Origin of the sequence: Erwinia artemisiae (assembly GCF_051400835.1) — a bacterium.
Classification (GTDB): Bacteria; Pseudomonadota; Gammaproteobacteria; order Enterobacterales; family Enterobacteriaceae; genus Erwinia; species Erwinia aeris.
The window spans coordinates 62,084-87,700 of record NZ_JBLFFM010000005.1; the positions used below are offsets into that span (position 1 = coordinate 62,084).

Sequence of the window (25,617 nt, forward strand, 5' to 3'; positions counted from 1 at the left end):
CGGATCAGGTTGACGACGGCGCGGCAGGCTTCGTTTACAGCTTCTGCCAACCGCGCCCGGCTCTATACCTGCTCCTTTTCAGTGGCCGAAGATCATCAGCAGGCCGCTGGACAGGATAACTAACGCAACAAAGAACAGCACGATAGCAGTGATGGCGTTGTTATATTTCATCTTTCCTCCTCAGAACCACTGGCCGAAACGGCGGATATAAAGGCGCTTCATTCCCTGCGTCACCAGGCAATAACCCAGCAGCGTCGCTACCAGCCACGGGAAGTAAGCCCAGGGCAGCGGCGTCAGCCCAACCGCTTCGCCCAGCGGTGAAAAGGGGATGGCGATCCCCAGCGCCATCACCAGCCCCGTCATCAGCATCACCGGCAGCGCCGCGCGGCTCTGGATAAAAGGGATCTTCTGCGTGCGCAGCATATGCACCACCAGCGTTTGCGACAGCAGACCTTCGACAAACCAGCCTGACTGAAACAACGCCTGATGCTCCACGCTGTTGGCGGCAAAAACGTGCCACATCAGCAGAAAGGTGGTGACGTCAAACAGCGAAGACGTCGGGCCCATCCACAGCATAAAGCGGCCGATATTCCTTGCGTCCCACTTACGCGGCTTGCGCAGGAACGCCTTATCCATTTTGTCCCAGGGCAGCGCCAGCTGGGAAAGGTCATACATCAGGTTCTGGATCAGCAATTGGATAGCCAGCATGGGCAAAAAAGGCAGGAATGCGCTGGCGATCAGCACGGAAAAAACGTTGCCGAAGTTGGAGCTGGCGGTCATATTCAGGTACTTAATAATGTTGCCGAAAGTCTCGCGGCCTTTGATAACACCCTGCTCCAGCACCATCAGGTTTTTTTCCAGCAGAATAATATCGGCAGACTCTTTCGCAATATCCGTAGCGCTGTCGACGGAAATCCCGACATCCGCCTCCCGTAACGCTGGCGCATCGTTGATGCCGTCGCCCAGGAAGCCGACCGTATGGCCGTTTTGTTGCAGCATATTCAGCACGCGGGATTTTTGCAGCGGCGTCAGGCGGCAAAAAATGGTGCGTGAGTCCGCCAGCGTCGCCAGTTCGCGGTCATCCAGCCGCTCAATTTCGCTGCCGCACAGCGGCTCTCCTGGCTCCAGCCCGACATCGCGGCAAATCTTACTGGTGATAATGGCGTTATCGCCGGTCAGCACTTTTACCGTTACGCCGTGCTCGTGCAGGGCGGCAATCGCTTCTCTGGCGCTCTCTTTGGGCGGATCAAGGAAGGTCAGCAGGCCGCAAAGCGTCAAATCCCGCTCATCATCCTTGTGCAGCGGCAGCGTTAGCGGCATATCGCTCAGATCGCGCTCGCCGATAAGCAGTACGCGAAAACCCTGCTGATTCCAGCGCGCCGCCTGTTGGCTCCACTGCTGACGCGCGGCCTCATCCAGCGGACGCCGTTCGCGTCCGTCCTGCCAGTGCGTGGCGACAGACAGCATTTCGCCCGCCGCGCCCTTGCAGATCAGTTTCTGCCGATCGTGCTCGTCCGCCACCACAATGGACAAACGGCGGCGTTCAAAATCAAACGGCAGCTCGTCGATTTTGCGATAGCGATGCAGCCCGCTAACCACCCATTTTCCCTGGCTGAAGCTCAGGATCGCCCTGTCCATCAGGTTTTTTACGCCGGTCTGATGGCGGCTGTTCAGCCAGGCCAGCTGCAAAACCCGATCGCTGCTGTGCCCGTGCGCGTCAAGATGCTGCGCCAGGATAATGCGATCCTGGGTCAGCGTGCCGGTTTTATCAGTACACAGCACGTCCATCGCGCCAAAATTCTGAATAGCGTTAAGCCGCTTCACCACCACTTTGCGCCGCGACAGGGCAATGGCGCCTTTCGCCAGATTAGAGCTGACAATCATCGGCAGCATCTCCGGCGTCAGGCCAACCGCCACGGCCAGCGCGAACAGCGTGGCGTCTGCCCAGTCGCCTTTGGTAAAGCCGTTGATAAACAACACCACGGGCACCATCGCCAGCATAAAGCGCACCAGCAGCCAGCTGACGCTGTTTACGCCGCGATCGAAAGCGGTTTGTGGCCGGCTGCCGGTCACGGATTTTGCCAGCGAGCCAAACCAGGTACGGTTGCCTGTCGCGACTACGACGGCGGTAGCCGTACCGCTGGCGACGCTGGTGCCCATCAGGCAGATATCGGGCCTGTTCAGCAGATCGTCATCTGGCTGGCACCGATCTGACGCGGCATGTTTTTCTACCGGCACCGCTTCGCCGCTTAGCGAAGCCTGGCTGATAAACAAATCTTTAGCGGTCAGCAGGCGCACATCTGCCGGCACCATGTCGCCAGCCGACAGAAAGATCACGTCCCCGGGCACCACGTCCTGTAGCGCAACTTCCATTCTGACCGGCGCGGCGTTTTCGCTACTGCGGCGAATAGCGGTTGCCGTCGTACGTACCAGCGATTTCAGCGCTTCCGCCGCTTTATTGGTGCGGTACTCCTGCCAGAAACGCAGCAGGCCGCTGAGCGCCACCATGGTCAGCATGATGATAATGCCGGTAAGATCGGTCTCTTCGCCCTGCCGCAGCGGCAGCAGGTAATCCGTGAAAAAGCTGATGGCGGCCAGCACGATCAGGATCCAGATAAAGGGGTTATTAAAGGCCTGGATCAGCTGGATCAGCGCGTGCGGCGCCTGAGCCGTGGCGACCTCGTTTTGGCCATATTCCAACAGGCGCTCGCTGGCATCAGCGGCGGTCAAACCATTGCGTTGGGTGTTCAGACGAGCCAGCGTGCTGTCCAGGCTCAGTTTTATTTCTTGTGCGATAGCCAGATCGCGGGAGCGGGATTTTTTCATGTGCCTAATCCTTTATTTTTATTCAGGCGCAGAGAAGCGACCCTGCGCATGAGGATTTGATTTTTGGGGTCAGGATTGGGCGAGGCGGGGAAGAGGAAAAGAGGACGTTACGGGAAGCGTGTACGCTTAACTCTGCCTGTTTGCCATCGCCCGTCGCTGGTCGGAGGTTCTTTCATCGTTAATCCTTGCCCGGCGGCTGCGCGGGAGAAAAAAGTTATGACGGGGACGTAATGCTCAGGAGAGAGAAAAACAGTGCCCACCGGTTATCGGCAAGCAAACGGCGTAGCCTGCCTTATGAGTTAAAACGTAAAGGATGACTGTCCAATTATTGGCTCCGTTAAGGAAATCGCCGCCACTATAATCCCGCTTACCGGGGAAGTAAACCCAGACGGCGGCGAGCGAATTTTTCAGCGTAAACAATTATTTTTCATTTATAATCAATAGATTAAACTAATTTATAACCGTAACTAACCGCTGAGTTAATCTAAACCCTGACTCAACGAGTGCGATTTAATGGGTCACTTGGTAGGTACGGCACACCAGCGCGAATGATGACGATCAACGCTATCGTCCTGATTTCCTCTATACTTCCTGCGCAAATTTGCCAACGGGAACAGCCATGCTACAACGCACACGATTCTGGATAAGACGCCTGGTGTTACTGGTTGTCCTGCTGGCCTTCCTGCTGCTGGCGCTGCGTGTTGTCGTTACCGAGCGCGGGCCAGCCCTGGAGCCGTGGCATACCTGGCTGCCTGCCGAAATGAGCGACCGTCAGATGGACCGCAGCGACTGGTCCGCCTATTTGCGCAATGAGCAGCAGATCTTTGCCCGGATGAAAATCGACGTCAGACCGTCGGAAGACAGCGCGGATAGCTATAACCGTTATGCGGAGAAAAGCCCGGTTTATCCGGCGCGTTTCGCCACGGACTGGAACCGTTCTTATCAGTTATTGCCGCAGGGAAAGCCTCGCGGTGCGGTGGTGCTTTTGCACGGGCTGACGGATTCGCCCTATAGCCTGCGACATTTCGCCGCAGATTATCAGCAGCATGGTTATGTGGTGGTCGCCATCCGGCTGCCGGGTCACGGCACCGTCCCGGCGGCGCTGACCCAAACCGAATGGGAAGACTGGCTGGCGGCGACCAGGCTGGCGGTGCGGGAAGCCCATCGGCGCATTCCGGCGGGCACGCCGCTGCAAATAATGGGCTTTTCCAACGGCGGCGCGCTGGCGATGAAATATACGCTGGACGCGCTGGAGGATCCCTCGCTGCCCGTGCCGAACCGGCTAATTTTGATTTCGCCGATGATTGGCGTCAGCAGCTATGCGCGCTACGCGGGCCTGGCCGGATTGCCTTCTCTGCTGCCCGCGTTTGCCCGTTCGGCCTGGCTGAGCATCCTGCCGGAGTTCAATCCCTTTAAATACAACTCCTTTCCGGTGAAAGCGGCGCGGCAGTCGTGGCTGCTGACCAGCGCGCTGCAAAGTCAGCTGCACCGCGATCGCGCCAGCCGTTTGCTGGACAAGCTGCCGCCGGTGCTGACCTTCCAGTCGGTGGCCGATGCGACGGTCAGCACGCCCGCCGTGGTGCGCGGCCTCTATAATCTGTTGCCCGCTAACGGCAGCGAGCTGGTGCTTTTCGACGTTAATCGTTCGGTGGCGCTTTCTCCGCTGATGCGTCCCACGGCGCTGCACGCGGCGGATAATCTGCTGCCGGCGACGCCGCGCAATTACGCCGTTACGCTGGTGACCAACGCGGCGCCGACCAGCAACGATGCCGTTGCCCGCACCACGCCCGCGGGCAGCAAGGTGACCACCAGCGTGCCGCTGGGCGTCCGCTATCCGGCGGACGTCTATTCCCTCTCGCACGTGGCGCTGCCCTTTCCGTTCAGCGATTCGCTGTATGGCCGTCAGCCCGACCGGCCGAACGAGTTTGGCGTCAGCTTTGGCGTCCTGACGCCGCGCGGCGAGCGCAGCGTGCTGATGGTCAGCCTGGATATGCTGATGCGCCAGGCCTCCAATCCGTTCTGGTTCTGGATGCAGCAGCGCGTTAATCAGACGCTGTGAGGCCTGCCGTCGCCAGGAGGTCTGCCGTCGCTGAGCAGCAGCGCCAGCCGTTCGCCGCCCGGCGTCTGCTCCAGCGCTATCTTCACCACGATGGTCAGCGGCACGGAGAGCAGCATCCCGACCAGCCCCAGCAGCCAGCCCCAAAAAATCAGCGACAGAAAAACCACCAGCGTGGACAGGCCCAGCCCGCGCCCCATCCAGCGCGGCTCCAGCATATTGCCAATCACCAGATTAATCAGCAGATAGCCGACGGCCACCACCACACTTTCCCAACTACCGTTAAAGATTAAGGCCTGGATCACGGGTGGAACGGCGGCGATAACCGAGCCGATATTGGGGATGTAGTTCAGCGCAAATGCCAGCACGCTCCACAGCAGCGCAAAGCGCACGCCCATCAGCCACAGCAGCAGCCAGACCACCACGCCGGTCAGCAGGCTGATAGCGGTTTTCAGGATCAGGTAGCGGCTTACGCTGTCGAGCGCCTGCTGGATAGCCGCCATGCCATCGCCGGGTCGGCTGAGGATCCGCCGTAGCTTTCCCGGCAGCAGCGGCGCTTCGAACAGCATAAACACCACCGTCATCAGCAGCAGAAAGATGCCGCTGATGGCGCCGGAAAGCTGCGATACCAGGCGACTGACCAGGTTGATGGCCGCGTTAGGATCGGCCAGCGCCATCGCTTCGCCAAAAGAGAACGGCACGCCAAAACGCGCCATCAGCTGCCGCGTCTCTTCCAGCCAGGCAAGCATCACCAGCCGGTATTGCGGCAGCGTGCGGGCAAAGTCGTTGAGCATTGCCGCCAGCGTGGTCAGCAGCAGAACGCTTGCCAGCACGATAATGCCGATAATCAGCGCAACGGCCAGCAGCCTCGGCAGGCCAATCCGCTGCAACAACATCACCAGCGGATTGAGGATGACCGCCACGAACAGCGCCAGAATAAAGGGCACCACGATATCGGCCCCCGCCCGGATGCCCGCAAAAATAATGACCAACATGCCCAGCATCACAACGGCTTTCAATGCCCTGTCATGGTGGGCCATTAACGCGTTCCCCGGGGCCGTTTGCGCCACTCCCGCAGGCGCTGAATATGCAGCCAGAGCGCGGGAATAAATAAAATGCCAAACAGCGTGGCCGCCAGCATGCCGCTAAAGACCGTGATGCCGATAATCCGGCGGCTGGCCGCGCCGGCGCCGCTGGCCATCACCAGCGGCAGCACGCCGACGATAAAGGAAATGGCGGTCATCATTACCGCACGAAAACGCTGGCTGGCGGCCTGCTTCGCGGCCTGGCCGATCGGCACGCCGCTGGCGCGGCGATCGCGGGCAAACTCGACCAGTAGAATGGCGTTTTTGGCGGCCAGGCCCATCAGCAACACCAGCCCAATCTGCGCATAGACATCGTTGGTAAAGCCCATCAGATGCAGGCCGGCTACGGCGCCTGCGGCGGCGAAAACCACCGACAGCATTACCGCCAGCGGCACGCTCCAGCTTTCATACTGCGCCACCATAAACAGCCAGGCGAACAGCACCGCCGCCAGATAGATCAGCACGGCCTGATTGCCGGTTTGCTGCTCCTGATACGACATGCCGCTCCAGCTGTAGTCGTAGCCTTCCGGCAGATGCTGCGCCAGCACCTCGGTCATCGCCTGCATCGCCTGCCCTGAGCTGACGCCCTGCGCGCCGCCGCCGCCGATCGCCAGCGCCGGAAACTGGTTGTACTGCATAATGTAAGGTGCGCCGAGCGACGGCTTCAGCGTAACCAGCTGATTCAGCCTGACCTGCGCGCCCGTGTCGCTACGCACGGTCAGCGCCAGCAGCTGCTCGCTGTGCTGACGAAAGCGCATCTCATTTTGCACCTGTACCCGAAACTGGCGGCCGTTCCGGGTAAAGTCGCCTGCCTCGCTGCCGCCGAACGCGGTTTGCAATACGGCAACAATTCGACTGACCGGCACCTGCATCAGCGCGGCCCGCTCGCGGTCAATGGTCAGGCTCATTTCCGGCACCGTCGCGCTGAACGTGGTAAATACCCGGCTAAGCTGAGGATGCTGGTTCGCCGCCGTAATCACGGCGTGGGCAGCCTGCGCCAGCGCCTGCGGCGACTGTCCTTCCAGCGCCTGAATACGCAGATCGAAACCGGCAGCGTTGCCCAGACCGCTGACCGGCGGCGGCACGAAAGCCATAATGGTGGCGGCAGGAATGGCGGCCAGCTGCTGCTGAAGCGGCGGCAAAAGCTGCGCGATGGGTGGACGCTCGTGCCACGCTTTCAGCAGCACGATGCCGAAGCCGCTGTCGGGCGAATTACCGCCGCCCAGCAGGCTGAAACCGGTGATTTTGATTACGTCCGCCACCGCCGGATTTTTTTTCACGACCTGGTACATCTGCTCCATCACCTGCTGCGTTCTGGGCAGCGCCGCGCCTTCCGGCAGCTGAACGTTGATAAACAGGTAGCCTTCATCTTCCTGCGGCAGAAAGCCATCGGGCAGCTGCTGATAGCTCATCCAGGTCACGACGCCTGCCGCCAGGATCACCGCAGCCGTGGTGATGGCGTAGCGATTAATTTTTTGCGTCAGCGCGACATAGCCGTCACGCGTCCGGTTGATAAAACGGTTGAAGCTCGCCAGCGGCCCTGTCGTCGGCACGACGCGCCGCCGCAGCAGACAGGCGCAAAGCGCGGGCGTCAGCGTCAGCGCGCAAACGCTGGACAGCACCATCGACGCTGACAGCGTGACGGCGAACTGCCGATAAAGTTCGCCCACGATGCCGGGCAGCACGGCAGTCGGCACAAACACCGCCAGCAACACCAGCGTGGTGGCGATAACCGGCCCGGCAATCTGCGCAAGCGCCTTGCGCGTCGCCTCGGCTGGCGACAGCAGCGGCTCCTCCTCCATCAGGCGCTCGACGTTTTCCACCACGACGATGGCGTCGTCCACCACGATGGTCAGCGCCAGGATAATGGCGAACAGGCTCAGCGTGTTGGCCGAGTAGCCTGCCGCCAGCAGCACGGCAAAGGTGCCCAGCAGCGAAACGGGAATGGTCAACGCCACGATAAATGTCGCGCGCAGGCTTTGTAAAAACAGCCAGACCACCACCAGCACCACCACCAGCGTGACAAGCAGCGAAAGCGCGATCTCATGCAGCGTGGCGGTCACGGGCGTAGTGGCGTCAAACTTGATCTGATACGCCATATCCTGTGGGAAAACCCGCGCCTGCTCCGCCATTTCGGCCCGCACCGCTTTCGCCACGCTAAGCGCATTGGCGGCCGGAGCGGGATAGACCATCAGAAAAACGCCCGGCGTATTGTTCAGCGCGGCGTTAATCTGATAATTCTGCGCGCCCAGCTCGGTGCTGGCGATATCGCCAATACGCACCATGCCGCCGCGTGCGTTGCTGCGCAGCACAATCTGCGCAAAGGCTTCCGGCGTCAGCAGCCTGCCCTGGCCGCTGACGGTCAGTACGGTTTGCTGGGTCGCAGGCGTTGGCGCGGCGCCAATTTGCCCGGCGGCGGCCTGCACGTTTTGCTGCCTTAGTGCCTGCATCACGTCATCGGTCGTGATGTTTAGCGCCTCCATGCGGTGCGGATCGAGCCAGATACGCATACTGTAATCGCGCGCGCCAAAGACCTGCACGTCGCCTACGCCATGGATACGCGCCAGCGCGTCGCGCAGACGCACCGAGGCGTAGTTGCTGAGAGAGAGCGCATCAAGCCTGTTGCCCGGCGACAGCACGCTGATGCTCATCAGAATATTGCTGGCCCGTTTCCGCACGGCGATGCCGTTTTGATTGACCTCAGCAGGCAGGCGGGCGCTGATTTGCGACAGCCGATTCTGCACTTCCACCGCCGCCATATCGGGGTCGGTGCCGCTGGCGAAGGTAATGCTCAGCTGATAGCTGCCGTTATTGCTGCTGGTGGACTCCATGTAAAGCATATTGCTGACGCCGTTGAGCTGCGCCTCGACCGGCCCGCCCACCGCTTCGGCCACGTCGCGGGCGCTGGCGCCGGGATAGATCGCCGACACGCTAATCACAGGCGGCGTGATCTGCGGAAACTGTTCAACCGGGATCGCTTGCAATGCCATCGCGCCGGTCAGCGTGATAATCAGCGCAATCACCATGGCGAATTTAGGCCGCCTGATAAAAAAGTTCAGCATAGGCTTCCTTATAACGCTTCGCTGGCGGCGACCTGCATACCCGGCCTGACGCGCTGCGTGCCCGCAACGATAACCCGATCGCCTGCGGCAAGGCCGGCGGTGATGATATAGCGCTGTCCAATCTGCGCGCCGACTTCAACAGGGACTTGCTCTACGTGCTGCTGCCGATCCACCCGAAACACGAAGTAGCCGCCGCTGTCCTGCTGTAGCGCCGGCGCGGGCAGCAACAGCCGTTCCTGCGCCGGCGGCTGAAGCTGCACCTCCACCATGCCGCCCGGCAGCAGCAGGTGCTGCGGATTGGCGAAGGCCAGGCTTACGGCCACGGTGCCGGTTTGGTTATCAATATGATTATCCAGCGCAAAGAAACGGCCGCTGTAAGGGTAAGCAGCGCCATTGGCCAGCTGAATGCGGGCCGTTATCGCCTCGTTCGCCTGCTGCATATCGCCCTTCAGCGTTTTCTGCCAGTCGGCCAGATAGTCGCGCTCGTTGATGGCTATCACCACGTGCACGGGATCGAGCTGCTTCAGCCTGACCAGCGCGCCGCGGGCAGGATTAACCAATGCGCCTTCGTGAATAGCGCTGTGGCCTGCGCGTCCGCTAATCGGCGCGGCGATGCGGGTGAAAGCCACGTTCAGCCGCTGGGTCTGTAAGAGCGCTTCGGCCTCTTTCAGCGCGGCGCGCGCCATATCGCGCTCGGCCAGGGCATTATCCAGCTCGGACTGGCTGACCGCCGTCCCCACGCCCAGCCGCTGCAGACGCGCAAGGTGCAGCTGTGCTTGCCGGGCCTGCGCCGCCGCCTGATTGACCTGTGCCTGGCTGCGCGCCAGCGCGGCGTGATGCTCTGCCGGATCGAGATCAAACAGCGGCTGCCCTTCGCGGATATTTTCACCGTTTTTGAAATAGCGTTTGACGATAACGCCTTCGGTTCTCGCCATCACGTCAACCTGCCGGAGCGCCTCAACGCGCCCCAGGTAGCGGCGAGGATGGGCAATTTTTTCGCGGGTAAGCGTGGTCACAGTCACGGCAGGCGGCGGCGCAGCGGTAACCGTAAAGGTAAACAGCAGCAGCGGTAAAAGGCGCGTCAGCGCGCGGGTGGGAGTCAGTCGCATCCGGGCAGAACCTTCCAGAAATTCAGAGGAAAAAAGTGTCAGGGGAGTTTATTAACCAGGCAAACTGACGAGCTGTTTTCGATCAGGAAAAAGCCGAATGACGGCAGAAAAGCGGGGTTGATTTAAGGTTGATTTAACCGGCGCCGACATGCTTTGTAACCGCCCGACGGCGCGTACCCTGAATGCCGCCCTCAGCCGAAAATGCCGCCGGGTGCGCAAAAAGCAGGCTGGCGCAGGCATTTTTACCTGAAGAGATACTTTTTATCGCATCTTTGCTGGTGGATCTTGCCATGAAAAGGGCGTTTCGCCCGGCTATCAGCCAGCGCCGGCGCTATCTTACGCACGATCCTCTTTTCCGCACCTGCACCCCGGCTGGCCACCATTGAACGAACGGGATCCAGTGCGTAAGATTCCTTTTCACGTATTAAAAATAAGAAACAATTATGCAAGCCTCCATCGCACCATCGCTCGACGCCGAACAGGACACCCAGCCCGTCAATTCACGCGGCAAAGTGGTGATCGCTTCGCTGGTCGGCACCGCTATCGAATTTTTCGATTTCTATATTTACGCCACTGCGGCGGTAATCGTTTTCCCGCATATTTTCTTCCCGCAGGGCGATGCCACCGTCGCAACGCTACAGTCGCTGGCAACGTTCGCCATCGCCTTTATTGCGCGCCCCATCGGCTCCGCGCTTTTTGGTCACTTCGGCGACCGCGCGGGCCGTAAAGTCACGCTGGTCGCGTCGCTGCTGACGATGGGCATTTCCACCGTAGTTATCGGCCTGCTGCCGGGCTACGAAACTATCGGCGTCTTTGCGCCGCTGCTGCTGGCGCTGGCGCGTTTTGGACAGGGCCTGGGGCTGGGCGGCGAATGGGGCGGCGCGGCGCTGCTGGCGACCGAAAACGCCCCGGCGAAAAAACGCGCGCTGTACGGCTCCTTTCCGCAGCTTGGCGCGCCCATCGGTTTCTTTTTCGCTAACGGCACTTTCCTGCTGCTCTCGTGGCTGTTAACCGATGAGCAGTTTATGCAGTGGGGCTGGCGCGTGCCTTTTATTCTCTCTGCGGTGCTGGTGCTGATCGGGCTGTACGTGCGCGTTTCGCTCAATGAGTCGCCGGTTTTCGCTAAAGTTAAAAAAGAGAAAAAGCAGGTCAAAATCCCTATCGGCACGCTGCTGTCGAAGCATATGAAGGCGACCATTCTGGGCACCTTTATCATGCTGGCGACCTATACGCTGTTCTATATCATGACCGTCTATTCCATGACCTATGGCACCACGCCTGCGCCAAACGGCTTAGGCTTCCCGCGTAATACCATGCTGTGGATGCTGATGCTGGCGGTGATCGGCTTTGGCGTAATGGTGCCGATTGCGGGCCTGCTGGCCGACCGTTTTGGTCGCCGCAAGACGATGATTGTGATTACGCTGATGATTATCGCCTTTGCGCTGATTTTCCCTTCGATGCTGGGTTCCGGCAGCCAGTGGATGGTGATGGCTTTTCTGCTGTGCGGCTTAAGCGTGATGGGGCTGACCTTCGGCCCGATGGGCGCGCTGCTGCCGGAGCTGTTTCCGACCGAGGTGCGTTACACGGGCGCGTCGTTCTCTTATAACCTGTCGTCGATTCTGGGCGCTTCGGTCGCGCCTTATATCGCGACCTGGCTGGCACACAACTATGGCCTGTTCTACGTGGGGCTCTATCTGGCGGCGATGGCCTGTCTGACGCTGTTCGCGCTGCTCGCCAGCCGGGAAACCCGCCACGAGTCGCTGTTCGACTAATCCGGCTCGTGATGCTGAACCGGCCCTCGGCAGTTTGGCAAAAAAAAGCCCGGCACAATCGCCGGGCTTTTTTTATTTCTTTTTCATCTGCTGCAGGACGTTAACGCACTGGTTCTGCTCGTTATCGCTGGGCGAAATCAGCGCCAGCAGCGCGGCGGCAGGCGCTACTACCGCCCCCAAAGCTACGGCCGCAGCGCCACGGGCAATCAGCGGCCCGGCTTTTACGCCCGCGTCGGGATTTTTAAAGGTGCCCTTGACGTAAAGCGGCGAACGCAGCGTGACGATACGCATTCCTTTACTCTCTGGATTAATCGAGAGATCCAGCCGTTCGTTAGCAAAGTTCGTGGTGCCGGTGATGTTGATCACCGCGTTCTCCGTATCGAAGACAAAGAGTTTGGTCGAGGCCACCCCGTTCGCCACGTTCAGATCGGCCGCCGCGCAATTGATACGCACTTCGTCATCGCCGAACAGCTTGCCAACCACATAGTTACCTACGTTAAGACCGACGATTTCCATCAGGCCACGGCTGATCACGCCGTCATTCATCAACAGTTTTACGCTGCCGTCGCTGGTCGCCAGAATATCGGCAACGGAGTTGCCCGTACCGCTCAGCGTGGCGTCACCGTTGATCTGTCCCATGCTGCTTTGCATCGACTCTACGCTGGAAAACAGCTGCTTCAGCTTCAGATTACGCGCGTGAAGATCGGCGCGCGCCCGCATCGGCGAACGGTCGCCTTCCATGCGGATGGTTGAATTAAGGCTGCCGCCCGCCACGCCGAAACGCAGCGGATCCAGCAGCAGATTGCCGTTTTTCAGCACCAGATGCGTATAGAGATCGCTGATGGGCAGGGAATCGCTGTGTTCGATACGCGTGCCGCTAAACTTCACGTCGGCGTCCATTACGTCCCAGTTTTTGGTATCGAATCTGTCGTGCGGCAGCACCCGATCCGCAGGCTGATTAGGTGCCTCGCCTCTTTTCGCCTTCGCCTGCTCGGTTTTATCACTGCCCTTACCGGATTTAACGCCGATCAGCGGCCCCAGATCGGCCATGCGCAGCTGGCGTGATTCCAGCGAGCCTTCCAGTTTAGGGCGCGGCTTCACCTGGCTGTAGGTCAGCGAGCCGTGAATATCGCTGTCGCCGATATGGCCGTTAAAATCGTTGTAATGAAAGACCGGGCCGCCTTTCTGTTGAAAACGGGCAATCAGATGGCCGTCGGTTTCATAAGGAGGCGTATCCGGCAGCAGCACGCCGGTCAGGCCATACAGGTTCGCCAGCGTATCGCCGGAGAAGCGCAGGCGGATATTCAGCCCGCCCAGGTTCATTGGATCCTGCAGGCTGCCCGCCACCTGCACGCGCGTGGTGCCGTTACGCACATCGGCCTGAATGGGGAACGGATTGGTTTTGCTGCGCAGCGAGAGCATGCCGCCGAGTTTACCATCGCCGGTCAGCTTCTCATCGTTATAGGTCCCGGCCGCTTTCCAGCCGAAAACAAAGTCTGATGCGCCCTTCTGACCCGCTTCATCCTTGCCGCCTGCAATCTGCGCGTAGGGAACGGGCTTGCCCAACGGATTGACCGTCACCTGCACGTCCGCCTTGTTGATGGCGTCACGGTAAGCGATTTTTGCCTGATCGAACAGGATGTTGTCCATGCGGAAAGTCCACGCGGAAGGCTGCGCATCGGACGAGGCGCTGTCGCTGGCGGCCAGGTCAAACGTCCAGTTATTTTTGCCCTTCGCCGTCTGGATCAGACGCGTATCGGGCTGCTCCAGCTTGATCCACGGGATAAAGATTTCTTTATGCAGCAGCGCCAGCGGAGAGAGCGTTGCGTCCACGCGCTGCAAATGCACCATCGTAATATCGTCAATAGCAGGCGGGTTGCCCAGCAGGATATCCTGCGCGTGCACGTGCGGCCACGGCACCCAGCTGCGCCAGCCCGGCTCGTCGCGATTACGCTCCCAGGCGACGCCCAGATCGCCGCGGATGGCGAAAGGACGATTCAGCTCTGTGGAGACTTTCTGGTTGATAGTTGGCTTCAGGCGGTTCCAGTTAAATGTCGCGATAACTACCACTACCACCACAACCAGCAACAAAAAAATCCCGACAATCCAGCTAATTACTTTTCCTGTGCGCGACACTGTTTATCTCCTTGTTCGCTTCGTCTCCTGTAAAGATAGACGAGCAGGGAGAAAACGGCATTACGCCAGCTTTAGCGGCAGCGTTTCCAGCCGATCAAACGGCATAGGATGCGCGAAATAATAGCCCTGCGCCGCGCAGGCGAACGAGTTCTTTACCTGATGCCACTCCTCCAGCGTCTCGACGCCTTCTACAATCACGCCTTTGCAGTAGCGGTTGATCAGCGCCAGCAGCATATTGAACAGGCTGCGGCCCTCTTCCGATTTTCTCAGCAGGATAAACAGCTCACGTGCCAGCTTGATATAGTCATATTTCAGCTCCGATAGCGCAGAAAAATTCGCCATGCCCGAACCGAAATCGTCCAGCCACAGCGGCCCCAGCTCCGGGATCTGCGCGACCAGCGCTTCCTGCGGCAGCACCTGATGTTCCACCAGTTCAAAACGCACCCACGGACAGCGCGCGATAAGCTGGCGAACCAGCGGATTGTGCTGGACGGCCTGTAGCGTCGGGCCATCAATATTGACCGAGGCCACCATGCCGCCTTCGATAAATTTTGTTTTCCACTTCTCCAGCAGTTCCAGCTGCTCGCGAACAATCAGCATCCGCTCCGTAGCGTCAAGCGCGGCAAAATAGGACTCCGGCGATACTCTCTGGCCCGGCGCGGAAGGATGAAACACCGCAGTGAGCAGCTCAATTGCCATCAGGCTGCCGGTTACCCGGTAGATCGGCTGAAACGTGTAGGTGCGCTGGCATTCTCGCCAGTAAAGACGCTCCTGCTGCTGCTGTTTCACGACAGTTGAGGGAGGAAGCCGGTGTCTGATGTTCTTCAGCACCATATTAAGATCCTTGTTATTTTTGAGGCCGTAATGGGTGGGGCTTCTGCAATCAGTATCGGCATTCGCCTGGATAACTTTATCGCGTTCTTTGCGGCTAAAGCGGCTCGTGAGGCCTGCGCTAAAAAAATAAAACAGCGTTTTAAAATATTGACTGCGGCGGTCAGCACGGCGAAACTGGGGCAAAAAAACGTAGCGAGCGGAATATCATGACCAGGAAAAATATCGCCGTTATCGGCGAATGTATGATTGAGCTGTCCCAAAAAGAACAGGGCCTGAGCCGCGGTTTTGGCGGCGATACGCTGAATACGGCGGTCTATCTTGCCCGCCAGACCAGCCAGCTGGCCGTCCATTACGTCACCGCGCTGGGCACGGATACGTTCAGTAGCGATATGCTGGCGGCCTGGCAACAGGAAAAAGTGCAGACCGGGCTTGTCCAGCGCATGGAGAACAAACTGCCCGGCCTTTACGTGATAGAAACCGACGCCCACGGCGAGCGGACTTTCTATTACTGGCGCAATGATGCGGCCGCGCGCTTCTGGCTGGAAGGCCCGCGCGCCGAGGAAATTTGCCAGCAGCTGGCGCAGTTCGACTATCTCTATCTGAGCGGCATCAGCCTGGCCATCCTGACGCCAGCGGGTCGCGAAAAGCTGATAACGCTGCTGGCGCGCTGCCGCAGCAACGGCGGCAAGGTTATTTTCGACAACAATTATCGTCCCCGGCTGTGGGCTTCCGTTGCAGAGGCGCAGGCCGCTTACCGGTCAATGCTGGCCGTGACCGACATCGCCTTCCTGACGCTGGACGACGAGCATTTGCTGTGGGGCGAAACCGGCGTGGAAGGCGTCATTGCCAGAACGCATGAAGCCGGGGTGTCAGAGGTCGTTATCAAGCGCGGGGCAGAAGCCTGTCTGGTTTCCGTAGCCGGCGAACCGATTGTGGAAGTGCCTGCGCAGGCGCTTCCCGCCAGCCGTATTGTGGACACCACCGCAGCCGGTGACTCGTTTAGCGCCGGCTATCTGGCGGTACGCCTGAACGGCGGCGACGCGGCAGAGGCAGCAAGAAGAGGCCATTTGACGGCCAGCACGGTGATCCAGCATCGCGGCGCGATTATCCCGCTCTCCGCCATGCCTGATGTACTTGCCTGACGCCTGTTCCCCCGCGCCGCAAAACGCGGCGCGGGGGAACAGGCAGGATGCAGGAACGATATCGCGTTTGAATGCCTTAAGTATAAAGGGCCGCTGCCACGCGGCAGATATCACATTGAACGTCCTGAAGCCGTACATCGTTCTGCAGGAAAATATGTTTTACGCCTCCCCCCCTTGCCGGGGAACAGCATGTGTAACAGGGATGGGTTTCTTATTCAGGATGATAATGGCAAAGGAACTGCATCAACAGGCTGTATTGTCTCACTTATAATCGGCAAAAAATTGCGGACAGCAGGGATCAGGAGCTAATCGTACAATGAGAAATAGTCTCTAACAGCGTTATTTATCTTTACACATGGGTTTGCGGGCGCCAGCCTGCCTTGATATAAACAGGAGCAATGGGATCAGTATGACCGATGCCCTGATTGAAGATTCAGGTATCAAGGAGAGCGATATTCTTTTGCAGCAAACTAAACTGACCCTCGTCAGTGCGAATAAAGTGACGCCTGAGCTGGCAGAGCTTCTGGCCAGGAAAAGCTATAATTCAGAAAGCGAGCACTTTACCCCGATTGAAAAATACAAGGAAATTTTTCTGCAGAGCAATGCTCAGAATATTATTGTCCAGTATGATTATATTAATCATAACAATAAACACAACATCACTTTAGCGTCACTTCTGATCGATAACGACGAATGCTCCGTGAAGTTTAACGGCTATATTATAGTAAAACGTGAGCTTTAACCGATCACAGCCAGCATCCGCCGGGGAAAAAGCTACACCCTATTATTTCAATTTCGCTCGCTAAACTTTAGCGTTATATTCACGCCTGCATAAGAACGAAATTAACCTCTGGGAATCGGGTGCTGTAGCTCCCTTTAACGCGCTGAGGCAACAGGCAGCAAAGAAGCAAACGGGTAACAGGCAACAGCAACAGCAACAGCAACAGCAACAGCAACAGCAACAGCAACAGGTAACAGGTAACAGGCAGCAAGCACCAAACTAACAAATTACACAGCAGCTGTTTGCGCCTAACGGGCAAATTTAATGATATTTACCCTAAATTTTCCATCTTACCTAAGCCAAATAAAAAGTGGATTATTCAGAAAGCGATGCCAGGTAGCTTTTAAAAACTTAACGGTAATTATTTCCTCTCAATAAAAAACAAACTTCCAGCATTTAATACTACTTATTTCTGCTGTCTTATCGCGACCAGAATACCTGCTAAACTTCCTGGATAAATTCTGAAATAGATGAAATTAAGCGCTGAATAGTGGACGGCTTAGCCCAAAATCGGTGATGCTGAATTTATTACCATAAGGTATTTGAATTTTTAGCTTCGCCTGTATGACCAATAAGGCGGAGCGGGAGCGTTTATGAAAGCCGACATTATCACTATCTGGCCCCACGGCGATGCGCCAGGCGCCAGCGATTCACGCGTTAGCCCACAGATTGTGGATATGGCTAAAGAATATGAGCCTTTCGATCGTGCTGCTTCGGGCGTGCGTTGCCCGGAGCTGGCGTTCTGGTATCCCGAAACCTCCAACGGCGTAACGCTGCTGGTTGCGCCAGGCGGTGGTTTCGAGCGCATTATGATCGACAGAGAGGGCAGCGCGCTGGCGATGTTCTTTACCTCTATGGGCTATACGCTGGCGGTGATGACCTACCGTTTTCCGCAGGACGGCCACCATGAAGCGGCCGAAGCGCCGTTAGCAGACGCCCAGCGCGCCGTGCGCGTCTTGCGCCATCGCGCAGCGCGCGGCCTGAACGGCAAACGGATAGTGATGATGGGTTTTTCAGCCGGAGGCTATGTCGCGGCCAGCGTCGGCACGCGCTTTGACGAAAAGCTTTATCCTGTGCAGGATATCGCCGATTCACTGGCCGCCAGGCCCGATGCGCTGGTGCTGCTCTATCCGGTGATCAGTATGCGTGAAGGACTGGCGCACGCCGGTTCACGGCAGCAATTGCTGGGCGACTGCCCGACCCAGCGCGAAATCGAAGCCTACTCTCTGGAAACCCGCGTAACGGCGCAAACGCCGCAAACGCTGCTGATCCATGCCGTTAATGACGAATCGGTGCCGATTAATAACAGTATGGTGATGTTCAGCGCGCTGCGTGAGCACGGCGTGCCCAGCGAACTGCATTTCTATGAGAAAGGCGGTCACGGCTTCGGCATCCGCAACGTGGCGGATCTGCCGCTTGCCAGCTGGCCGATGCTGGTGAATGAGTGGCTGCGCGCGCGCAAGTGGTAGCGCGCGACCGCGGATAAGAGCGAATCTGGTCTACGCTACGCAGCCTTAATTAAGCGACTGCGCCGGGATTGCCAATCAGGCTTATGCAGCCTGACTGAAAGCGCCTGCGACGAGTGCTAATCTGGCCGCAGCCTGGATGAAAGCGCCTGCGACGAGTTCTAATCTGGCCGCAGCCTGACTGAAATCGCCTGCGGCCGATTGAGCTGAGCCGCAGGACGAAAAAAGAACGGCGCCCCGGGTCGATTAATTCTGCGTGGCGGGGATATCCGACACTTCAGGCCGGGTCTCGTCCACCGCTGACGGAGCGGCTTCAGCGGCAGGCGCAGGCTGCATAATTTTCTGCCAGCCGTCGTAAAGCGCCTGCACGTTGGTTTCCGCCTCGCCCTGCGGCTGCATCAGCAGCATGGTCAGCGGCTGCGAAAGCTGTTGGCGCAGCTCCTGGTTCATCATCTGCAGCGTCAGCTCTGACAGGAACTTCTGCCGCAGCTTCTGGTACTGCTCAGGGGCGATATCCACCACCGCATTCTGCTGCGAGCGCAGGCGCTGGCTCATCAGCACGTCCGTATTGGTGCGCGCGTAGGTCGCAAACAGCTTGTTCAGCTCGACGGTTTTCTGCGCCATCAGCGCGTCGAACTCTTCCTGCGGCAGACCGTTATCGCGAATATTCGCCATCTCATGCGCGATCAGGTTCAGATTAGGGGCCAGCGTGTTGTTGTCCGCGTCCAGATTAATCCCGCACTGAGCGCGCTGATAAAGTACCCGACAGTCAAAGCCGACCTGCACTTTCTGCGCTTTATTGTCGCTCAGTACGCGCTGTACGTGCCAGAAAAGCGCCTCGCGCGCCAGATCGCTCTGCCAGTAACGCTGTAGATTTTGCGAATCGCGGATCGGCTGCCACGGGTTATCCCACACCAGCGACAGGCGATCCTGGTTCAGTTTAGCGTTGACCAGATTGACAGGCTCCTGCGGCAGGGAAGAGAGCGTCGGCACCGGCGCGGGCGTCTCACGTTTGCCCTGTAGCGGCGCAAAAGTGCGGTTAATCTGTTCCACCAGGCCACGGCTTTCCACGTTGCCGACCACGAACAGCGTCATGGCGTCCGGCGTATACCATTGTTTGTAGAAAGCGTTCAGCTTTGCCATATCCACCGGCGTGCTGACCGGCGAAGCGGGATCGTGGCCTAACAGCGCGGAGCCTTTCAGCCGGTAGCGCCACCAGGGATCCTGCGGGTCGGCAGGCCAGGTAGCGATAGGATCGTCGGCGTTCAGCGCGGTATTAACGGTCTGCTCGTTGACCGTCATATCGCTGACCGTAGCCGCCAGCCAGTTCATCGCTTCTTTCAGCACTTCAGGGCGGTTGTTAGGCAGGCTAAGCGAATAAAGCGTGAAGTCATACGAGGTCACTGCGGGCGGCTGAGGGCGATCCGGATTCATGCTTTGCTGCCACAGCGAGCGCTGCTGCGCGGTGTCCAGCCTGGCGTTATGCACCAGCGCCAGGCGCGGCAGCAGATGGCTGTAGCCTGCCTGCTGGGTGCTTTCCACCAGCGACCCGGCATCAACCATCAGGCGGACTTCCACGCGGTCGCTGGGACGCTGCGGCGTGGTCAGCACCTGCCAACGAAAACCGTTCTCCAGTTTTCCCTGCTGCCAGGCGGGATCGGGTTGAAGAGTTTCAGCCTGCACCGAACTGCTGGCGAAGGCCAGCGCTATCCCACCCACTAAAAGACGAATTGTGGTGCCCTGCATGTGAACCCCTACTCAATCACAAACCAATAAAATCGCTGGTGGCCTACGGCTATCGGTGGAAAGGATAACTCAGGGAAGCCGACGAATAGCTTCTTAGACCACGCGACGGCGGGGATGTCCCACCGCAAAGTGAAAAATAGTCAAACAATGGGGGTTATTATGCAAATGCCCGACGTGAGGGCAAGTCACGTCGGGCATTTCGGCGGGATATTTATGTTATTAACTGCTTACAGGCGGGTTTCCGACAGTTTTTTCGACTTTTTCGGTGCGTTAAGCGTCGCTTTCAGCTGTTTTTCATCCAGCTGGTCAACCCACTTCGCGACCACCACCGTTGCCACGCCGTTGCCGATAAGGTTGGTCAGCGCGCGCGCTTCAGACATAAAGCGGTCGATGCCCAGAATCAGCGCCAGGCCCGCGACCGGCAGATGACCGACGGCGGAAAGCGTGGCGGCCAGCACGATAAAGCCGCTGCCCGTCACGCCAGCCGCGCCTTTTGAAGAGAGCAGCAGCACCACCAGCAGCGTGATTTGGTGGACAATATCCATATGCGCGTTGGTCGCCTGAGCGATAAACACGGCGGCCATCGTCAGGTAAATTGAGGTGCCGTCCAGGTTAAAGGAGTAGCCCGTTGGGATCACCAGGCCCACCACCGATTTTTTACAGCCCAGCTTTTCCATCTTATCCAGCATCCGCGGCAGCGCAGATTCGGAAGAGGAGGTGCCCAGCACGATCAGCAGTTCTTCTTTGATATAGGCGATAAACTTAAAGATGTTGAAGCCGGTCACCCGCGCGATCAGGCCCAGCACGATCACCACAAACAGCACGCAGGTAATATAGAAACAGATAATCAGCTGGCCGAGCTGCACCAGCGATCCCACGCCATATTTACCGATAGTAAAGGCCATTGCCCCGAAGGCACCGATCGGCGCAAGGCGCATAATCATATTGATAATGCCGAAAATGACCTTCGAGAAGCTGTCGATAAAGTTAAAGACCAGCGTGCCTTTGTCGCCCATGCGGTGCAGCGCAAAACCAAACAGAATGGCGAACAGCAGCACCTGCAGAATATTGCCGCTGGCGAAAGCGCCGATAACGCTGCCGGGGATAATATCCAGTAAAAAGGCCACGATGCCCTGCTGTTCCGCCTGCTGCGCATAAACGGCGACGGCTTTGGCGTCCAGCGTAGCGGGATCGACGTTCATCCCTGCGCCCGGTTGCAGCACGTTCACCACGATCAGGCCGATAATCAGCGCGATGGTGCTGACCACTTCAAAATAAAGCAGCGCGACCGCACCCGTACGGCCGACGGCTTTCATGCTTTCCATCCCGGCGATCCCTGTCACCACGGTACAGAAAATCACCGGCGCGATAATCATCTTGATCAGCTTAACGAAAGCGTCGCCCAGCGGCTTCATCTGCGCGCCCAGCTCCGGATAAAAATGCCCCAGCAGTACGCCGACGGCGATGGCGGTTAGCACTTGAAAATAAAGGCTTTTAAACAGGGAAGTTTTCATAAAATATCCGTTAACGGCCTGGATGGCGGGTGACGTGGCTATGGTTATTTTGACAACAGGCCAAAAATAACACTGCGTTAACTGGATTGATATAATCTGATAAACATTGCGCGAACGGAGACGTGATTTTAAGAGCTGAATCACTTCAGCAGCGGTGAAATGGGGTTTCAGCCAGGCTGGTTTTCTCAAAAAAAGCACTGTACATGAAATAATAATGTATCCATTCAGTCGTTCCTTAACGCTGCTGCAACGAAGATAGTGAACCCTGCAGATACGCCATTCAGGGCAAGAAATTTTATTAAACACCTTGCTCACCTGTCTTATATAAAAGACAATTAACACACAAGGGAAAGCGTGGAGGATGCCAGGAGATGGCATATAAGATTAGTCGTTATCAGGACAGGAAAGGCAATGTTCCTTTTGCAACATGGATGACGACGCTACGTAAAAAACAGCGGGAAGCGGCCGCCAGGATCGATAATCAGATCGATCGCACCGCTGCCGGGAATTTTGGTGACCATAAATTCGTGCGCGATGGGGTTTGGGAAATGCGCATTAACCACGGGCCGGGTTATCGTGTTTATTACGCTATAGAAGGAAAAACCGTCATTCTTCTTTTTTACGGTGGCGATAAAAACAGCCAACCTGCTGATATCGCTAAAGCCATTTCTTATTTACACGATTACAATGCGAGGAAAGATTGTGACAACCATTCATAAAACAGCTAAAAACTTTCCGCCTACGGTCGATCATGATGCCGCAACGATTGCAGAGCTGAAAGCCGATCCGACTTACGCCGAAACCTACCTACAAATTGCGCTGGAAAATATTTATGAGGATGGCGGTATCGCTGCCTTTTTAACGGCGTTACGCCGCGTGGTAGAAGCTCGCGGAGGGATTAGCGAGATCGCGAAAAGATCAGGGCTTTCTCGCCAGCAGCTTTACAAAACGCTGTCGGCAACCGGAAACCCGACCCTGACCACGCTGACAGCAATCACCCGCGCTGCGGGCGTCAGGCTCAGCTAGTCCCGCAACAGATTGAGCAACCTGCGGCCCTTAAAAATAGAGGCGCTCGAACTCCGCGATCGGTAACGATTTAAACTGACTCAGCCTATGCCGAGATCATTCAGCAGTGAATACCGGCATAAAAGTACGTGAGGGCTTTGTTAAAACCTGAGTGACTATTTTTGCCAGCACCAGGGGTTAAGCAGCATCACGCCCAGCCCGGCAAAGTCTTTAACGTTACGGGTGACGAGCGTCATATTGTGGCAGTAAGCGATAGCGGCAATCATGGCATCATTGGCAGGACGTCGGTCGGGTATATGTAGCCCCGCGCAATAAACGGCGGCTGCCGTGTCAAAAGGCAAAATACGATCTTTAAATTCCGGCATCACCAGGCGTGTAAACCAGCCGCGCAATATCTTTTCCTGGCGAGGATCTTTACGGGCAAGATTAAGAATGCCCTTTTCAATTTCCATCACGGTAATAGCCGAGATAAACATATCTCCTGCATCGACAGTGTCAGTCCAACACGCCACCGCAGGATCTATTTTTGGCGTCCGTGCCTTACGAAGCTCAGAAACCACATTGGTATCAAGCAAATATCTCATGAGAAATCCACGTCCCTGAATACGATATTTTCACGTTCTGGCTCGAAGTCCATCTCCGCCGCCTCTGGCATGGCAAGCGCATCCTGAATATTACGGCTTGAGCCGGTCAATCTTTTATAGTCTTCAAAAGTCAGCAGTACGTGGGCAGGCTTACCGCGATCCGTAATGTAAACCGGCCCGGCTTCTGCGGCCCGTCTGGCGGCCGAAACGGCCTGATTGAACGCCCGGCTGGACATTGTGGTGACAGACATATTGCCTCCCATCGGCGGATGATGTAGAAACGTAACTACATTTTACGCCTGGCGTGCAATATTTCAACCATCGACTTTTGCTTCCGCCAGGCCGGGATCAAAGGCGTGCCGGTTGTTTCTTTCAGTCACAAAAGCCCGCCCTTAAAAATAAAGGCGCTCGAACTCCGCGATGGGTAACGCGCCAGCGTAGAGATAGCCCTGCCCGATATGAATGCCGCGCGCCAGCAGCCAGTCGCGCTGCTCAACGGTTTCCACGCCTTCGGCAATCACTTCCAGCTGCATGATCTCTGCGATAGCCGCCACGATACGCACCATGGCGTTCTCTTCCGGCAGCGGGCTGACGAAGCTGCGATCCATCTTCAGCTTGCTGACCGGCAGCGACTTAAACTGGCTCAGCCAGTTTAAATTGGCGTAGCCCATGCCAAAATCGTCCAGCGCGACAGCGACGCCCGCCTGCTGCAAATCGTTCAGCAGCCGCAGCGCCAACGCTGGTTCACCGACCTGTGCCGTTTCGGTAAGCTCCAGCATCAGGCTGCCTGGCGCAATCTGATACTGTTGGATCAGCGTTTGCAGATGCGCCACCCTGTCCGGTTCGCGCAGCTGCACGGCGGAAATATTCACGCTGAGCGGCAGCGTGATACCGCGTTTTTGCCAGCCAGCCAGCACGCGACAAGCCTCTTCAAATACCCAGCGGCCCAGCGCGTGGATCACGCCGGATTCTTCCGCGCTGACGATCAGGTCTTCCGGCAGGCTCCAGCTGCCGTCCGGCTGACGCATACGCAGCAACACCTCTGCGCCGACCGGCTGGCCGCTGCGCATATCAATCTGCGGCTGCAGGAACAGCGCGAACTGCCCGTCGCTCAGCCCCTGCAAAATATCGTGCTCCTGCGTCAGCCGCTTATGCGCCCGTTCGGTCATGGTGGCATCGAAAAAGAGGATCTGATTTTTCCCTTCAAGGCGCGCCGACATCATGGCCGACGCCGCCCGGCTCAGCAGCTCCGTCGCGCTCAGATGAGCGTCTTCCCGCGTCGCCATACCGATGCTGAGGCTGGGCCGGATCTGCATCTCATGCAGCATAACAGGCTGGGTCAGGCGCAGCAGCAGCAGCCGGGCCATGCGCATGGCGCGGACAGGCGTAGCGCGTTTCATCAGCAGCACAAAATCGCTGTCCGACAGCTGGCCGGTCAGCGTCTGCCCGTCGATGCAGTTGCGAATTTTATCCAGCAGCGTCAGCGTCAGCGCGTCGCGCTGCTCGTCCGCCACCACGCCGTTCGCTTCCTGTAGCGTCTCGATGCGCAGCACCATCAGCGTGAAGCCGTCTTTATCCGCTATTGCGTTGATGTGCTGCTCAAGCAGCGCCAGGAACAGCGTCTGATTGGGCAGATTGGTCAGCGCAACGCGCGTAGTCAAACGACGCATCTCATCGTGCACCGTCTCGATAACTTGCTGATTGTGGTTATAACTGCGGATCAGCATGCCCAGCTCGTCGTCGCGATGGCGGGCGGGCAGCGCCAGCTGATGGCCGATCGCCTCCTGCGGCGGTAGCTCGTGCAGCTCGGCGGCGATCCTGCGCAGCGGCCTGACGATCAGTTTATTAATGCACCAGCTGATAGCGACCGACAGGATCAGCGCCAGCAGCAGGTAGGTCGTCACCATGGTGGAGAGCGCGCTGAGGATAAACTGATAAACGCGCCAGGAGTCCGCCTGCAACACCAGCAGCGCCAGCGGCTTGGGGTTGGAAGGCCCCACCGAATAGAGCGGCACCGTGATTTGCACCGGCAGTTCAAAAATAGTGGCGATAAGCTTCGGCACCGGCTTCGTCGGTTCAAAATCGGTGTGCAGCGTCTGTAGCCCGTTGGGCAACACGACTTCGGCGCGCGCCAGAATACCGGCGGGCTTAAGGGAATTAAGAATACGTTCAGCCTGGCCGATATCCGCCTTCAGCACCGACTGCGACAGCGGCTGGCGCACGGTATGCGCGACGTTTTCCATCTGCTGGGCATAGTCAATCCTGCGCTGCTGCACAAAATGGAAAAGTTGAATGACGATAAAAATCAGGATGGTGACCACCGCGACGCCGGATACCGTCGCCATCTGTTTTATCGTTAACGAACGACTAACGCGCAAGCCTGTTCTCCGCAAAGCTGACTGCCGCCAAAGCGGGCGGCAAAAACAGCCCTGAGTATATCCTATGACAGGCGCTTGTTAAGTTATCCCTTGCAGCCAG

At 57.8% G+C, this 25,617-nt stretch carries 19 protein-coding genes; 8 read left to right on the forward strand and 11 right to left on the reverse strand.

Going from position 1 to position 25,617, the window contains the following annotated elements:
• Nucleotides 1-180 precede the first annotated feature (180 nt).
• On the reverse strand, nt 181-2,826 hold the full coding sequence (mgtA, locus tag ACMGEE_RS13175; protein WP_436830177.1) for a magnesium-translocating P-type ATPase: 2,646 nt from the start codon (nt 2,824-2,826) through the stop codon (nt 181-183).
• A gap of 619 nt (nt 2,827-3,445) precedes the next feature.
• Here mgtA and ACMGEE_RS13180 point away from each other — a divergent pair.
• Nucleotides 3,446-4,885 (forward strand): alpha/beta hydrolase, encoded by a 1,440-nt coding sequence (locus ACMGEE_RS13180; protein ID WP_436830178.1) that lies wholly within the window; start codon nt 3,446-3,448, stop codon nt 4,883-4,885.
• On the opposite strand, the gene ACMGEE_RS13185 is transcribed toward ACMGEE_RS13180, so the two are convergent.
• Genes ACMGEE_RS13185 through ACMGEE_RS13195 form a run of 3 tightly spaced genes read right to left on the reverse strand, consistent with a single transcriptional unit; the run spans nt 4,873 to nt 10,138 of the window.
• Nucleotides 4,873-5,922 (reverse strand): AI-2E family transporter, encoded by a 1,050-nt coding sequence (locus ACMGEE_RS13185; protein ID WP_369895398.1) that lies wholly within the window; start codon nt 5,920-5,922, stop codon nt 4,873-4,875. The genes ACMGEE_RS13180 and ACMGEE_RS13185 overlap by 13 nt on opposite strands.
• Nucleotides 5,922-9,029, reverse strand: coding sequence for an efflux RND transporter permease subunit (locus ACMGEE_RS13190; protein WP_436830179.1), 3,108 nt, complete (start codon nt 9,027-9,029; stop codon nt 5,922-5,924). The genes ACMGEE_RS13185 and ACMGEE_RS13190 overlap by 1 nt, the downstream gene beginning before the upstream one ends.
• 8 nt (nt 9,030-9,037) lie before the next feature.
• On the reverse strand, nt 9,038-10,138 hold the full coding sequence (locus ACMGEE_RS13195) for an efflux RND transporter periplasmic adaptor subunit (RefSeq protein WP_436830180.1): 1,101 nt from the start codon (nt 10,136-10,138) through the stop codon (nt 9,038-9,040).
• Between the two features lie 443 nt (nt 10,139-10,581).
• Between ACMGEE_RS13195 and ACMGEE_RS13200 the strand changes: the two genes are divergently transcribed.
• On the forward strand, nt 10,582-11,910 hold the full coding sequence (locus ACMGEE_RS13200; RefSeq protein ID WP_253456447.1) for an MFS transporter: 1,329 nt from the start codon (nt 10,582-10,584) through the stop codon (nt 11,908-11,910).
• 72 nt (nt 11,911-11,982) lie between these two features.
• Here the strand turns inward: ACMGEE_RS13200 and ACMGEE_RS13205 are convergent, their stop codons facing one another.
• Both ACMGEE_RS13205 and pdeH read right to left on the reverse strand, forming a co-directional pair.
• Nucleotides 11,983-14,046: an AsmA family protein gene (locus ACMGEE_RS13205; protein ID WP_436830181.1), complete on the reverse strand. Its 2,064-nt coding sequence runs from the start codon at nt 14,044-14,046 to the stop codon at nt 11,983-11,985.
• A gap of 60 nt (nt 14,047-14,106) precedes the next feature.
• Nucleotides 14,107-14,880, reverse strand: a complete 774-nt coding sequence (pdeH, locus tag ACMGEE_RS13210; RefSeq protein ID WP_125289307.1) for a cyclic-guanylate-specific phosphodiesterase — start codon at nt 14,878-14,880, stop codon at nt 14,107-14,109.
• A 206-nt stretch (nt 14,881-15,086) separates the two neighbouring features.
• Here pdeH and kdgK point away from each other — a divergent pair, with 206 nt between their 5' ends.
• From kdgK to ACMGEE_RS13230, 4 genes are all read left to right on the forward strand, one after another.
• Nucleotides 15,087-16,022: a 2-dehydro-3-deoxygluconokinase gene (gene kdgK / locus ACMGEE_RS13215; RefSeq protein ID WP_253456455.1), complete on the forward strand. Its 936-nt coding sequence runs from the start codon at nt 15,087-15,089 to the stop codon at nt 16,020-16,022.
• 3 nt (nt 16,023-16,025) lie between these two features.
• Nucleotides 16,026-16,331 (forward strand): tlde1 domain-containing protein, encoded by a 306-nt coding sequence (locus tag ACMGEE_RS13220; protein WP_436830232.1) that lies wholly within the window; start codon nt 16,026-16,028, stop codon nt 16,329-16,331.
• Nucleotides 16,332-16,431: 100 nt separating this feature from the next.
• Entirely contained in the window at nt 16,432-16,764 is a 333-nt protein-coding gene (locus ACMGEE_RS13225) for a hypothetical protein (RefSeq protein ID WP_436830182.1), read from the forward strand.
• 632 nt (nt 16,765-17,396) lie between these two features.
• Entirely contained in the window at nt 17,397-18,272 is an 876-nt protein-coding gene (locus ACMGEE_RS13230; protein ID WP_253456460.1) for an alpha/beta hydrolase, read from the forward strand.
• 243 nt (nt 18,273-18,515) lie between these two features.
• Here ACMGEE_RS13230 and ACMGEE_RS13235 read toward each other — a convergent pair whose 3' ends face one another.
• Together ACMGEE_RS13235 and ACMGEE_RS13240 are read right to left on the reverse strand one after the other, a co-directional pair.
• Nucleotides 18,516-20,015, reverse strand: a complete 1,500-nt coding sequence (locus ACMGEE_RS13235) for a M16 family metallopeptidase (RefSeq protein WP_253456463.1) — start codon at nt 20,013-20,015, stop codon at nt 18,516-18,518.
• A 227-nt stretch (nt 20,016-20,242) separates the two neighbouring features.
• Nucleotides 20,243-21,529, reverse strand: coding sequence for a dicarboxylate/amino acid:cation symporter (locus tag ACMGEE_RS13240; RefSeq protein ID WP_253456466.1), 1,287 nt, complete (start codon nt 21,527-21,529; stop codon nt 20,243-20,245).
• A gap of 371 nt (nt 21,530-21,900) precedes the next feature.
• Here ACMGEE_RS13240 and ACMGEE_RS13245 point away from each other — a divergent pair, with 371 nt between their 5' ends.
• Together ACMGEE_RS13245 and ACMGEE_RS13250 are read left to right on the forward strand one after the other, a co-directional pair.
• Entirely contained in the window at nt 21,901-22,248 is a 348-nt protein-coding gene (locus ACMGEE_RS13245; RefSeq protein WP_253456469.1) for a type II toxin-antitoxin system RelE/ParE family toxin, read from the forward strand.
• Nucleotides 22,241-22,555 (forward strand): addiction module antidote protein, encoded by a 315-nt coding sequence (locus ACMGEE_RS13250; RefSeq protein ID WP_253461162.1) that lies wholly within the window; start codon nt 22,241-22,243, stop codon nt 22,553-22,555. The genes ACMGEE_RS13245 and ACMGEE_RS13250 overlap by 8 nt, the downstream gene beginning before the upstream one ends.
• A 155-nt stretch (nt 22,556-22,710) precedes the next feature.
• Here the strand turns inward: ACMGEE_RS13250 and ACMGEE_RS13255 are convergent, their stop codons facing one another.
• The 3 genes from ACMGEE_RS13255 to hmsP form a co-directional block, all read right to left on the reverse strand.
• Nucleotides 22,711-23,139 carry a type II toxin-antitoxin system VapC family toxin gene (locus ACMGEE_RS13255; RefSeq protein WP_301730610.1) on the reverse strand — a complete coding sequence of 143 codons (429 nt, stop codon included), beginning with the start codon at nt 23,137-23,139 and terminating at the stop codon, nt 22,711-22,713.
• Nucleotides 23,136-23,390 carry a type II toxin-antitoxin system prevent-host-death family antitoxin gene (locus tag ACMGEE_RS13260; protein ID WP_253456475.1) on the reverse strand — a complete coding sequence of 85 codons (255 nt, stop codon included), beginning with the start codon at nt 23,388-23,390 and terminating at the stop codon, nt 23,136-23,138. Before ACMGEE_RS13260 ends, ACMGEE_RS13255 begins: the two co-directional genes overlap by 4 nt.
• A gap of 141 nt (nt 23,391-23,531) precedes the next feature.
• Nucleotides 23,532-25,517, reverse strand: a complete 1,986-nt coding sequence (hmsP, locus tag ACMGEE_RS13265) for a biofilm formation regulator HmsP (RefSeq protein WP_436830183.1) — start codon at nt 25,515-25,517, stop codon at nt 23,532-23,534.
• Between the last annotated feature and the right edge of the window lie 100 nt (nt 25,518-25,617).

Bases quoted from the DNA above. Each gene is read 5' to 3' on its own strand.
- mgtA (WP_436830177.1), bottom strand. From the start codon at position 2,826: ATGAAAAAATCCCGCTCCCGCGATCTGGCTATCGCACAAGAAATAAAA.
- ACMGEE_RS13180 (WP_436830178.1), top strand. From the start codon at position 3,446: ATGCTACAACGCACACGATTCTGGATAAGACGCCTGGTGTTACTGGTT.
- ACMGEE_RS13185 (WP_369895398.1), bottom strand. From the start codon at position 5,922: ATGGCCCACCATGACAGGGCATTGAAAGCCGTTGTGATGCTGGGCATG.
- ACMGEE_RS13190 (WP_436830179.1), bottom strand. From the start codon at position 9,029: ATGCTGAACTTTTTTATCAGGCGGCCTAAATTCGCCATGGTGATTGCG.
- ACMGEE_RS13195 (WP_436830180.1), bottom strand. From the start codon at position 10,138: ATGCGACTGACTCCCACCCGCGCGCTGACGCGCCTTTTACCGCTGCTG.
- ACMGEE_RS13200 (WP_253456447.1), top strand. From the start codon at position 10,582: ATGCAAGCCTCCATCGCACCATCGCTCGACGCCGAACAGGACACCCAG.
- pdeH (WP_125289307.1), bottom strand. From the start codon at position 14,880: ATGGTGCTGAAGAACATCAGACACCGGCTTCCTCCCTCAACTGTCGTG.
- kdgK (WP_253456455.1), top strand. From the start codon at position 15,087: ATGACCAGGAAAAATATCGCCGTTATCGGCGAATGTATGATTGAGCTG.
- ACMGEE_RS13225 (WP_436830182.1), top strand. From the start codon at position 16,432: ATGACCGATGCCCTGATTGAAGATTCAGGTATCAAGGAGAGCGATATT.
- ACMGEE_RS13230 (WP_253456460.1), top strand. From the start codon at position 17,397: ATGAAAGCCGACATTATCACTATCTGGCCCCACGGCGATGCGCCAGGC.
- ACMGEE_RS13235 (WP_253456463.1), bottom strand. From the start codon at position 20,015: ATGCAGGGCACCACAATTCGTCTTTTAGTGGGTGGGATAGCGCTGGCC.
- ACMGEE_RS13240 (WP_253456466.1), bottom strand. From the start codon at position 21,529: ATGAAAACTTCCCTGTTTAAAAGCCTTTATTTTCAAGTGCTAACCGCC.
- ACMGEE_RS13245 (WP_253456469.1), top strand. From the start codon at position 21,901: ATGGCATATAAGATTAGTCGTTATCAGGACAGGAAAGGCAATGTTCCT.
- ACMGEE_RS13255 (WP_301730610.1), bottom strand. From the start codon at position 23,139: ATGAGATATTTGCTTGATACCAATGTGGTTTCTGAGCTTCGTAAGGCA.
- ACMGEE_RS13260 (WP_253456475.1), bottom strand. From the start codon at position 23,390: ATGTCTGTCACCACAATGTCCAGCCGGGCGTTCAATCAGGCCGTTTCG.